Source organism: Burkholderia sp. AU16741, from assembly GCF_002223345.1.
Classification (GTDB): domain Bacteria; phylum Pseudomonadota; class Gammaproteobacteria; order Burkholderiales; family Burkholderiaceae; genus Burkholderia; species Burkholderia sola.
Genome location: NZ_NKEZ01000008.1, coordinates 1,371,776 through 1,384,039, shown reverse-complemented (window position 1 = coordinate 1,384,039; position 12,264 = coordinate 1,371,776). Strand labels below are relative to the sequence as shown.

Genomic DNA, 12,264 nt, shown 5'->3' with positions numbered 1-12,264 from the left:
GTACGCCGAAAGTTACTTGACTGAGCGGGCTTTGGCAAACCGCGTGCGGCGGCGTGTCCACAGCCGATGTGGGGATAACCCGCAACCGTCGCACGGGCTTGTTACACTGAAATTCACCCCGCCTGCGGACACTTGCTGACATGAAGCCCGAGCTGCTGGTCCTCATCGCACTGCGCGGCGACGCGCATCGCGAGATCGCCGCGTCGTTCGACGTGCGTTACGCCCCGACTTCCGATGCGCGCGAACGCGCGGTCGCCGAGCACGGCGGCACGATCCGCGCGGTGCTGACCAACGGCAGCACGGGGCTGACCGCCGCCGAGATCGACCGGCTGCCGCAGCTGACCTTCGTCAGCGCGCTCGGCGCGGGCTACGAGCACATCGATGTGGCCCACGCGAAGGCGCGCGGCATCACCGTGGTCACGGGGGCCGGCACCAATGACGATTGCGTCGCCGATCACGCGTTCGCGCTGCTGCTCGCGGCGGTGCGCAACGTCGTGCAGCTCGATGCGAAGACCCGGGCGGGCGTGTGGCGCGACGGGTTGTCGATGCCGCCGAACGTGTCGGGCAAGAAGCTCGGCATCGTCGGACTCGGCAAGATCGGCGAGAAGTGCGCGCGTCGCGCAGCCGGCTTCGACATCGAGATCGGTTATCACAACCGGTCGGAGAAGCCCGTGCCGTACCGCTATTTCGACCGGATCGACGCGCTCGCGCAGTGGGCCGATTTCCTGATCGTCGCGACGCCGGGCGGCGCGGGCACGCGGCATCTGATCGATCGCACCGTGCTCGACGCGCTCGGCCCCGACGGTTTTCTCGTCAACGTGTCGCGCGGCAGCGTTGTCGATACCGCTGCTTTGGCAGACGCGCTGCGCGAGCGGCGCATCGCGGGCGCTGGGCTCGACGTGTACGAAGGCGAGCCGGAGCCGCCGCGTGCGCTGACCGATCTCGACAGCGTCGTGCTGACGCCGCACATGGGCGGCTGGTCGCCCGAGGCGCTCGATCGTTCGGTGCGGCAGTTTCTCGAGAACGCGGCGCGGCACTTCGCGGGGCAGCCGGTGTTGACGCCGGTGTGAGCGCCGGGTGGCGGCGTCGAATCAGTCCGCCTGCTTGCAGAATGCTTGACAGAAATCCTGCGGGTTCGCCGGCTTGTCGGCATCGGGATCAATTCAGCCGAACGGGTGGTGTTCGCCGCTCGGCACGATTTCGCGACGATCGACCTGATACTCCTTCATCTAGCGATCCCCCGCCCGCATCGACGGGCATGCAGGCGGGGGACGCGGCGCCGTTACGCCGGCAGCCGGCGCACGGTTACGCGCCGGTCGACGGCGAAGCCAGCGGCACCGTCACCGACGTGCCGGCCGGATCGAGCGTCAGCCCGGTGCCCGGCGTCGGCCGCAGCGTCGCCTCGTAATCGCTGGAGAGGACGACGAGCCCCAGCCGGTGGCCGGCTTCCAGCTTGTAGTCGCGCGGCATGAACGTCAGCTTCAGGTCGTACGGCATGCCGGGCAGCACCGGTTGCGACACCCACTCGGAGAGCCGGTTGCGCGGGTCGGTCCACGCGCGCGTGACGATCGTCGCCGTGCCGTCCGGCGCACGGTCGACCAGCAGCGCCGTCACGTTCGCGACGCCCGTGAACGTCAGCCTGACGCGCGCGGTCGCGGTGCCGGACAGGCGTGCCGCGGCCGTCAGCGGGGCGGTCTCGAAGCGGCTGCGGTTTTCGCCGGTCGGCGTGTTCGCCAGCGTGAGCGCGGGAATGCGCGCGTCGTCGGTGAAGCGCGCGAGCGGGCCGCCGCTCGGCAGCCGCAGCAGCGTGCCGGTGCTCGCGCCGTCGCCGCCCGCGAAGTACGTGACCGGCGTCGCGTGGCGCGCGGCCCAATCGGCTTCCTTCAGCAGCGTGCCGTCCGCCTGCGCGATCACCGCGCGCGAATCCTGTTCGACGCCGTTGTCATAGCCGATCAGGTAGCGCGTGAACCACCGGTTCACCTCCGCCGTCCATGCGTCGGCCATCGCCGGCACGCGGGTCGGATCGGTGTGCTTCAGGCGATGCAGCCACAGCTGGGTCGGCACGCCCTGGCGTCGCATCGCCAGATACCACGACGTCGACTGGTCGACACGCACGTTGTCGTCGGTGAGCCCTTGCGCGACGAGCGCCGGCGCGACCGCGAACGCGGTCGGAATGTCGCGCGCGGCCCAGAACGGCGAATAGTCGCCGGTCTTGCGGTCTTCCTGCTGCAGCGCTTCGTCGATCAGATGCGTGCAGCGCTCCGGATGCGCGTTCGTCAGCAGCGCCTTGATGTACACGTCGACATCCTCGCCCTGATAGCCTTCCGGCGCGCGCACGAGGCCGCCCGAGCGGTAGTAGCCGTACATGTTCGACAGCCCGGCGATCGGCACGATCGCGTCGAGCCCGCGCGTGCGCAGGCTCGCGACCATCTTCGGCAGCGTGCCGTCGTACGACACGCCGTACATGCCGACGTGGCCGGTCGACCAGTTCGCGACGACCGTCTTGCCGTTCGCGTCCTTCGCGGTCGCGTCGCGGCCGAGCCAGCGTATCACCGACGCCATCGCGACCGATTCGTCGCGCGTCAGGATCGTCGGGCAGCCGTCCGAGCCGGCGGTGCCGAGCGAATCCGCATAGACGATCGTGAAGCCGCGCGGCACGAAGTAGCTTTCGATCCACGAGCGGCCGGCGGCCGCCGCCTCGACCTGCTGCAGCATCCGCGATTGCGGCGCGGCGGCGAGGATGCGCGGGGAGGCCGATGCCGGGGCGCCGGCGGCCGCGGCCGGATGCGGCGTGCCGTCGAGTTCGACGTCGACGTCGTGGTTGGGGCTGTCGGCGAGCCCCGCGTAATACGGGCTCGCGAGCACGATGACGGGCGTGCGCGCGCCGTTCGCGGTTTCGGACGGCCGCACGATCCGCACGTGGATGCGGTCGCGCGTGCCGTCGCCGTCGGAATCGACCGGCGTGTCGACCCAAGCGTTTTCCTCGATCGTGCCGCCCGACAGCGACGGCTGCACCTGGCCGTTGCTGATCACCGGCTTGTAGCGTCCGCCGCTTGCCGGATTCGCGTAAGGCACGCCGGACGGCGAAAAGCGCGACGCGAGCGATTGCGTGCCGGATGTATCGGCCGCGGCGGCGGCTCCCTCCTGTTGGGCCTGCGCGAGCGCCGACGCGCCCGCCACGCTGCCGCCGTCGTCGTCGCCGCCGCACGCGGCGAGCGTCGCGGCCGCCACGAGCGCGGGCAGCCATGCGCGCCGCACTCCGGTTCGATGAATGTTCATTGAATCGACCTCGTCTCTTGTGATTGTCTGGAACCGGCCGGCTCGCGATACGCCCCCTGCTGCCTGGCCGGGTGCTGCGTCGGATGAAGCGGAACTGCACCATCAAAAACGGCGGGCGAGACGGATGAGGATCTCGCCCGGTGCCGGCGCGCGTCAGGCGGCGCGCATCCGGCCGGCGTCGAGGCGAGCGCCTCGCCCCGAACGGGAATCGTCAGTGCGGCGGTTCGCTGCGAAAGCAGGAGTGCGAATCAAATGCGGGCATGCCCGGGCTTCCTTCAGGTTTCGGATGAAACGGAACGGCACGATGCGATGAGGCGGGAATGTTGCGAACGACGGTGCTGCAACGGCAGGAAAGCGCGACGCGAGTCGGCACGCTGGCCGGATTGCTTTCCGGAAGCTTGCGCAAAAGTTATCTCAGTGAAATGTTCGTGTCAAACTTTTTTAGCTTGAATCAAACAAAGTTTCGATATGGGTGCGCATGTGCGCTCAACTTCCCGGCAATCCGTCCGTAAACAGGAAAAAACAGGCTCACAACGAGAGAGAACGAGGGCAATGACGATACCGGTTACGGCGACGGGCGGCCTTACGCTCGCGCAAATGGCGCAGGCGGCGCTCGACGGGCGCCAGACGACGGATACGACGGCGGCCGGCGCGCAACCAGACACGCCAATCAGTGTCCGGGCGATCGATCCGGAGGCGATGCAGGCGGCGATGACGAAACAGTTGTCGATGGTGGGCGATTTGACGATGAAGCTGCGCGGCGTGACCGATGCGCTCGCGACGAGCCTTCAGGACATCGTCGCGAAACGTCCGGATCTGGCCGATGCGCAGTTCGACTTCATGACCGACGACGGCGGGATCAAGGTCGTGTCGAAGACGATGACGGAGAGCGACCGCGCATGGATCGAGTCGACGCTGAATTCGAACGCCGGCCTCGTGCGCGCGACGCACGATTTTCACGAGCAGGCCGTCGACCTGGCCGCGCAAGGCGCGGCCGTGCGCGGCGACACGTTCACGGACAGCGATCGCGCGGCGGCGAGCCAGAGCGCCGACGCGCGCTTTCACTTCATGAGCCTGCTCAACCGGTCGGTCGCGGACAACCCGCCGCCCGTGCCGCCCGGCGGGCACTTCACCACGCAGGACGGCACGACGCTGACGATCGACGCGTCGGCCGGCACGGCGCGCGGCACGCTGGCGCTGCTGAACACCGCGCGCCAGCTGTCGTCGGGCGCGGCGATTTTCGTCGACGCATCCGGCAACAAGTCCTACGGCATGCGCACGGAGCTGGTCAACGTCGGCTTCGACGTGCTCGCCGGCTACGCGCCGGACGGCGGCAACAGCGTCGGCTTCCACGAGATCGCGTAACGCCGCGCCGGTCGGGTTGCTCGCGCCTACTCGTCGCGCAGCGCCTCGGCCGGCCGCACCCGCGCGGCGCGCCAGCTCGGGTACAGCGTCGCGACGCACGACATCAGGAACGCGGCCGACGCGATCTCGATCACGTCGGTTGCGGACAGCTTCGACGGTAAAGCGCTGAGGAAATACACGGACGGCGTCAGGAAGCGGATGCCGAGCAATTGCTCGATTGCCGGCAGCACCACCGGGATGCTCACCGCGATCGCGCAGCCGAGCGCGACGCCCGCCAGCGTGCCGGCGAGGCCGATCGTCATCCCCTGGATCGCGAAGATCTTCATGATCGAGCGGGGCGGTGCGCCGAGCGTGCGCAGGATCGCGATGTCGCCCTGCTTCTGCGTGACCGTCATTACGAGCGACGACACGAGATTGAACGCGGCGACCGCGACGATCAGCATCAGGATCAGCGACAGCATCCGTTTCTGCAGCCGCTCGGCTTCGAACCACGTGCGGTTCTGCCGCGTCCAGTCGCGGATATACAGGTTGCCCGACAGCGTGCGCGACAGCGCGAGCGCGATCTCCGGCGCGCGCTGCAGATCGTCGATGCGCAGCCGGATGCCGGTCGGCGCGCTCACGTTGGCCAGTTGCTGCGCGTCGCGGATGTGGATGTAGGCGAGCGCGCTGTCGTACTGGTAGTGGCCCGACTCGAACGTGCCGACCACGTTGAACTAGCGGAACCGCGGCAGCGCGTCGCCCGGGCGCGCGGTATTGCCGGGCGCGAAGAACGTGATGCGGTCGCCGATCTTCACGTGCAGCGCGTCGGCGAGCGCGGCGCCGAGCACGATGCCCATCTCGCCCGGCACGAGCGCGTCGAGGCGTCCGGTCTTCAGCTTGCGCGCGATCTCGGACACGCGCGGCTCGAGCACCGGATCGATGCCGCGCAGCGCGACGCCCGTCACGTTGCCCGCGTTCGTCAGCAGCGCCTGCGCGTCGACATAGGGTGCGACGGCACGCACAGCAGCATTCTGTAACGATTCGTGCGCGGTCAGCCGCCAGTCGGGCATTGCGCCCGACGGCGAGAAGATTTCCACGTGCGCGAGCACCGACAGCATCCGGTCGCGCACCTCCGTGCGAAAGCCGTTCATCACCGACAGCACGACGATCAGCGCGGCCACGCCGAGCGCGATGCCGGCCATCGCGGCGCCGGCGATGAACGACACGAAGCCGTCGCCCACCGAGCGCCGGCCGCCGCGCGCGTAGCGCAGCCCGATCTGCCATTCGAACGGGAGTTTCAAGCGGTTTCCTTTCATTTCGATTCGATCCTGCCGAGCCGCGCATTCTAGCGAACGCCGCGCGGCCATGCGCAGAGATCGGGCGGCGGGCCTGGAACCGTGGAAATCCATCCGACCGGCCGGTCGGCTGGCGTTGCGCGGCGACACGCCGATATTTCCATCGTTTCGGGTCTGATCGATAATGGCGCCCAGCATCCGGTCGAACATACCAAATCATCACGGCGCAACCGGGCCGCGCCGTCACAGACCCATAACGATTCGGGGAAGGTTGCCGCTTGGGCAGCATGTCCTTGACAAGGAAATAACAAAATGGATTTGCTGCGTTTCCTGCTGCTCCTGCCGATTCGCGCGGCGGGCTTCGTGTGGTGGCTGCTCGGCTGCGCGCTGCGGCCGCTGGTCGGCGACGTGTCGTGGACGGCGCCCGCGTGGATGGGCGCCACCGCCGCGGCCGTGCGCCGCCGCCCGTGGCATGCCGGCGGCCTCGTGCTGCTCGCGGCCGCGCTCGGTTACGGCGGCTACTGGTTCAAGCATCGCCCGAAGCCGCCCGAGCCCGAAACCGTCACCTTCACCGTGAAGGCGCCGGCGATCACGACCTACGAGGTCGACGACACCGACAAGCCGAAGATCACCGTGCATCCGCTCGAAGTGGCGTTCTCTCGATCGGCCGCGCCGATCGAACAGGTCGGCAAGCCGGCCGGCGACGGCATCGAGATGACGCCCGCGCTGAAGGGCGCGTGGGAGTGGGCCGACGACAAGACGCTGCGCTTCACGCCGGCGGCCGACTGGCCGGTCGGCGCGCACGTCGAGGTGCGCTTTGCCGTGCATCGCGTGTTCGCGCCGCAGGTGACGATGCGCGACGACCGTTTCGCGTTCGACGTGCCGGCGTTCGCCGCGGCGTTCGGCGACAACCAGTTCTACCAGAACCCCGACAATCCGGCGGAGAAGCAGGCGCTGCTGCAGTTGCGCTTCAACTACCCGGTCGATCCGGCCGAGTTCGAGAAGCGCATCGGCCTGGTGCTGGTCGGCCGCGACGGCAAGACCGTGTCGCCGCTGCGCTATACGGTCAACTACGACAAGATGAAGACGAGCGCGTGGGTCTACTCGCAGCCGCTCGAGATTCCGCGCGATCCGCTGACGGTGCGGCTCGACGTCGACAAGGGCGTGAAGAGCGCGCGCGGCGGCAACGGCACGCCGGACGTGCTGCATGCGTCGGTCGGCGTGCCGGGGCTGTACAGCCTGTCGATCGGCAATATCGCGCCGACCCTGGTCGACAACGAGCGCTACGAGCCGGAGCAGGTGCTCGTCGCCGAAGCGTCCGACGGCGTGCGCAGCGCCGAGCTGGCCGCGCGCGCGAAGGCGTGGGTGTTGCCGAAGCGCAAGCCGGGCGTCGATCAGTCGGACGACGATCCGCCGTACGAATGGAACCTGGCCGACGTCAGCGACGCGGTGTTGAAGCAGTCGAAGCCGCTGCCGCTCGAAGCGGTGCCCACCGAGAACGACTACGCGACGCTGCAAAGCTTCAAGTATCACGCGACGCCGGGCGATCGTATCGTCGTGCGAATCGAGGGCAACCTGAAATCGGCGGGCGGCTACCTGCTCGCCGAGGCGGCGACGACCGCGTTTACGGTGCCCGACTATCCGAAGCTGCTGCGCTTCATGGCCGACGGCTCGCTGCTGTCGATGAGCGGCAGCAAGCGGCTGTCGGTCGTGTCGCGCAACCTGCCGGGCATGAAGGTCGAGATCGGCCGCGTGCTGCCCGACCAGATCCAGCATCTCGTGAGCTTCAACAACGGCACGTACGCGCGGCCCGAACTGTCGTATTCGTTCAGCGAGGATCACATCGTCGAGCGCTTCGTGCAGACTCGCGCGTTTCCGGCCGGCGACCCCGGCAAGGCGCATTACGAAGGCGTCGATCTCGGTCAGTACCTGAAAGGCGACAAGCGCGGCGTGTTCCTGCTGCACCTGTCGAAGTATGATCCGGCGGCCGAGAAGAAGGCCGACGACGCGAAAGATGGCGATGCATCGTCCGGCGACGGCAGCCAGGATTCGTCCGACAACGCCGATTCGGGCGATAGCAGCGGCAACGGCGACGACGGCGACAACGCGCTCGGCGACACGCGCCTGATCGTCGTGACCGATCTCGGGATGCTGGTCAAGAAGGCGCTGGACGGCAGCCAGGACGTGTTCATCCAGTCGATCCGCACGGGCAAGCCGGCTGCGGGCGCAACGGTATCGGTGCTCGCGGTGAACGGGCAGGCGCTGTTCACGCAGACCACCGGCGCCGACGGCGTGGTGCATTTCCCCGCGTTCAAGGGGCTCGACCGCGAGAAGCGGCCGCAACTGTACGTCGTGAAGAAGGACACCGATCTGTCGTTCCTGCCGGTGGCCGGCCGCGACCGGCAGCTCGACTTCTCGCGCTTCGACGTGGACGGCGAACGGAACGCGACGGGCCAGGGGCAACTGTCCGCGTACCTGTTCTCGGATCGCGGCCTGTACCGGCCCGGCGATCCGTTCCACATCGGCCTGATCGTGCGCGCGGCCAATTGGGCGCGCAGCCCGGCCGGCGTGCCGCTGCAGGCGGAGATCGTCGACCCGCGCGGGATGACCGTCGAGCGCAAGCCGGTGACGGTCGACGCGACCGGTTTCACCGAGCTCGGCTACACGACCGCCGAAACGGCGCCCACCGGTACGTGGACGGTCAACCTTTACATCGTCAAGGACGGCCAGCCGGGCGCCGAGCCGATCGGCAGCACGACGGTGCAGGTGAAGGAGTTCCTGCCCGACCGGATGAAGGTCGACGCGAAGCTGTCGCAGCAGGTCGTCGAAGGGTGGGTGAAGCCGAAGGGGTTGAAGGGCATCGTCGATGCGCAGAACCTGTTCGGCACGCCGGCCGAGAAGCGCCGCGTCGCGGCCACGCTGACGCTGCGCCCCGTGTGGCCGTCGTTCCGCAGCTGGCAGGGTTATCACTTCTTCGACGCACGCCGCGCGAAGGAGGGCTATACGACCACGTTGCAGGACGGCACGACCGACGACAAGGGCCATGCCGAATTCGATCTCGATCTCGACAAATACGCGGACGCGACCTACCAGCTCTACTTCCAGGCGAAGGCGTATGAAGCGGAAGGCGGCCGCAACGTCGCCGCGAACGCGCAGACGCTCGTGTCGAACAACGACTGGCTCGTCGGCTACAAGTCGGTCGACGATCTCGGCTACGTGAAGCGCGGCAGCCCGCGCACGGTGCGGCTCGTCGCGATCGATCCGGGCGCGAAGGCGATCGACGTGAAGGACCTGCGCGCGCAACTCGTCGAGCAGCGTTACGTGTCGGTGCTGACCAAACAGGATTCCGGCGCGTACAAATACGATTCGCGGCTGAAGGAAGTGCCGGTCGACGAGAAGCCGCTGTCGATTCCGGCAGCCGGGCTCGACTACGCGCTGCGCACCGACAAGCCGGGCAGCTACGCGCTCGTGATCCGCAATGCGGCCGGCGCCGCGGTGAACCGGATCGAGTATTCGGTCACCGGCGACGCGAACGTCACGCGTTCGCTCGACCGCAACGCGGAGCTTCAAGTAAGCCTCTCAAAGCACGACTTCAAGCCGGGCGAGCAGGTGGAAATCGCGATCCGCGCACCTTACGCGGGCAGCGGCCTGATCACGATCGAGCGCGACAAGGTGTATGCGCACGCGTGGTTCCATGCGGATACGACGAGCTCGATCCAGCACATCACGGTGCCGGCCGGCTTCGAAGGTAACGGCTACATCAACGTGCAGTACATTCGTGACCCGTCGTCGGACGAGATCTTCATGAGCCCGCTGAGCTACGGCGTCGTGCCGTTCTCGGTGAACCTCGATGCGCGCCGCAACGCGGTGAGCGTCGATGCGCCGGCGCTCGTGAAGCCGGGCGATACCGTCAACTTCACCGTGCATTCCGCGAAGCCCGCGAAGGTCGTGGTGTTCGCGGTCGACGAGGGCATCCTGCAGGTCGCGCGCTACAAGCTCGGCGATCCGCTGAAGTTCTTCTTCCGCAAGCGGATGCTCGAAGTCGGCACGTCGCAGATCCTCGACCTGATCCTGCCGGACTTCGAGAAGCTGATGGCGATGGCCGCGCCCGGCGGCGACGCCGACGACGCGATCGGCCGCCAGTTGAACCCGTTCAAGCGCAAGCGCGACAAGCCGGTCGTCTACTGGTCGGGGATCGTCGACGTGAACGGCGACACGCGCCTGAGCTATACGGTGCCGGACTACTTCAACGGGAAGCTGCGCGTGATGGCCGTGTCGGTGTCGCCGGATCTTGTCGGCACGTTCGAAGGCGCGACGACGGTGCGCGGCGATTTCGTGCTGTCGCCGAACGTGCCGACGACGCTCGCGCCGGGCGACGAGGCCGACGTCAGCGTCGGCGTCGCGAATAACCTGACGGGTGTCGGCAACCAGCCGGTGCCGGTGGCGGTCACGCTGAAGACGGGCCCGCAGTTGCAGGTGATCGGGCCGGCGACGCAGAACGTCGCGCTCGCGCCGCAGCACGAAGGCGTCGCGCTGTTCCGCGTGAAGGCGACCGATACGCTCGGCTCGGGCGCGCTGTCGTTCGGCGCGCGCTACGGCGCGAAGGGCGCGCAGCAGCGTGTCGACGTGTCCGTGCGGCCGGCTGCCGCGTTCCGCACGCAGCTCGACGTCGCGCGGCTCGACCCGGGCAAGAAGGCGAGCGCGCCGAACCTGCGGTCGATGTACGACGCGTATGCGTCGCGCGACGCGAGTATTTCCACGGCGCCGCTGGTGCTGTCCGAAGGGCTGTCGTCGTATCTCGTCAACTTCGACCACTACTGCAGCGAGCAGATGGTGAGCGCGGCCGTGCCGCGCGTGTTCGCGGCGAAATGGCTGTCGGCGCGCGCGCTGACGAGCGCGATGCATGCGCCCGAGGCCGGCGTCGATGCGGCGAACGCGAGCGCGATCGCGCAGTTCCTCGGCGTGCTGCGCGGCCGGCAGAACGCGCAGGGCGGCTTCGGCCTGTGGAGCGCGACGCCCGATGCCGATCCGTTCGTGTCCGCGTATGCGATGCACGTGCTGCTCGACGCGCGCGAGCGCGGCGTCGCGGTGCCGAAGGACATGCTCGACGCGGGCAACCAGTACTTGCAGCGGCTCGCCGCGAACGATTCGCTCGGCTCGCTCGATCTGCTGCGACAGCGCGCGTACGCGGTGTATCTGCTCACGCGCCAGGGCAACGTGACGACCAACAGCCTCGCGGCCGTGCAGAAGCGGCTGCAGGCGGCCTATCCGAACGACTGGCGCAACGATCTCGCGGCGGCGTGGCTCGCCGCGTCGTATCAGTTGCTCAAGCAGGACAAGGAGGCCGCCGCGCTGATCGCCGGGCCGCAGGCGTTGCTCGAACGCAAGCGCGCGTCCGACGGCGATTATTCGACCGGTTACTACATCGACCCGCTGACGCGCGATGCGAGCGTGCTGTACCTGCTCGCGAAGCACTTCCTGGAGCGCGTGCGCAAGCTGTCGCCACGCGCGATGGACAACCTCGCCGCGCCGCTCGTCGACAACCGCTACAACACGCTGTCGTCGGCGATGACGATTCTCGCGCTCGACGCGTATGCGGCGTCGAACGCGGGCCAGCTCGACCGGCTCGCGATCAACGAGGTGCGCTCGGGCGCCGCGCCGAAGGACGTATCGTCGATCCAGGCGAACCTCGTGCGCTCGGGCACGTGGGCGGCCGGCGCATCGCGCGTCGACTTCGTGAACGGCAGCGCGCTGCCGGCATGGTGGGTCGCGAGCCAGTCGGGCTATGACCGCGGCACGTCGACGAAGGCGATCAGGAACGGGCTCGAGATCGTGCGCGACTACACGGATACCGACGGCAAGCCGCTTGCCAGGATCGCGCTCGGCCAGGAGATCGACGTGCACCTGAAGATTCGCGCGACCGGTTCGGCGAACGTCGGCAACGTCGCGATCGTCGACCTGCTGCCGGGTGGCTTCGATCCGGTCATCGCGCCGCCGCCCGCGACCGATACGCAGGACGGCAACGGCGACGACAGTGCGTCGGCGCCGGTGGCCGATGCGCCGTGGCATTCGCCGATCGGCGTGAAGGGCTCGACGTGGCAGCCGCAGTTCGCCGATATCCGCGAGGACCGCGTGGTGATCTACGGCACCGCGACGACCGACGTGCGCGAGTTCGTGTACCGGATCAAGGCGAGCAACGCGGGCCGCTTCGTTGCGCCGCCTGCCTACGGCGAATCGATGTACGATCGCCGCGTGCAGGCGCAGGCGCCGGGCGGCACGGCGCTGACGGTGGAGCGCGTGCGATGACGGGGCGGTCGTACCGCTGCTGCGGGTCACGGCCGTCGTC

General features: G+C 68.3%; 4 protein-coding genes and 1 pseudogene. 3 read left to right on the top strand and 2 right to left on the bottom strand.

What is annotated here, in order from left to right; all coding sequences use genetic code 11:
* The first annotated feature begins 140 nt into the window (after window positions 1-140).
* Window positions 141-1,070: a 2-hydroxyacid dehydrogenase gene (locus tag CFB89_RS26615; RefSeq protein ID WP_089470450.1), complete on the top strand. Its 930-nt coding sequence runs from the start codon at window positions 141-143 to the stop codon at window positions 1,068-1,070.
* A gap of 235 nt (window positions 1,071-1,305) precedes the next feature.
* Here the strand turns inward: CFB89_RS26615 and CFB89_RS26610 are convergent, their stop codons facing one another.
* Window positions 1,306-3,279 carry a Xaa-Pro dipeptidyl-peptidase gene (locus CFB89_RS26610; RefSeq protein ID WP_089470449.1) on the bottom strand — a complete coding sequence of 658 codons (1,974 nt, stop codon included), beginning with the start codon at window positions 3,277-3,279 and terminating at the stop codon, window positions 1,306-1,308.
* Window positions 3,280-3,831: 552 nt separating this feature from the next.
* Here CFB89_RS26610 and CFB89_RS26600 point away from each other — a divergent pair.
* Window positions 3,832-4,644, top strand: coding sequence for a hypothetical protein (locus CFB89_RS26600; protein ID WP_089470447.1), 813 nt, complete (start codon window positions 3,832-3,834; stop codon window positions 4,642-4,644).
* A gap of 26 nt (window positions 4,645-4,670) precedes the next feature.
* On the opposite strand, the pseudogene CFB89_RS26595 reads toward CFB89_RS26600, so the two are convergent.
* Window positions 4,671-5,939 (bottom strand): annotated as a pseudogene (locus tag CFB89_RS26595) (lipoprotein-releasing ABC transporter permease subunit).
* A gap of 291 nt (window positions 5,940-6,230) precedes the next feature.
* Between CFB89_RS26595 and CFB89_RS26590 the strand changes: the two are divergent.
* On the top strand, window positions 6,231-12,224 hold the full coding sequence (locus tag CFB89_RS26590; protein ID WP_089470446.1) for an MG2 domain-containing protein: 5,994 nt from the start codon (window positions 6,231-6,233) through the stop codon (window positions 12,222-12,224).
* Window positions 12,225-12,264 lie beyond the last annotated feature (40 nt).

Bases quoted from the DNA above. Each gene is read 5' to 3' on its own strand.
- CFB89_RS26600 (WP_089470447.1), top strand. From the start codon at position 3,832: ATGACGATACCGGTTACGGCGACGGGCGGCCTTACGCTCGCGCAAATG.
- CFB89_RS26590 (WP_089470446.1), top strand. From the start codon at position 6,231: ATGGATTTGCTGCGTTTCCTGCTGCTCCTGCCGATTCGCGCGGCGGGC.
- CFB89_RS26615 (WP_089470450.1), top strand. From the start codon at position 141: ATGAAGCCCGAGCTGCTGGTCCTCATCGCACTGCGCGGCGACGCGCAT.
- CFB89_RS26610 (WP_089470449.1), bottom strand. From the start codon at position 3,279: ATGAACATTCATCGAACCGGAGTGCGGCGCGCATGGCTGCCCGCGCTC.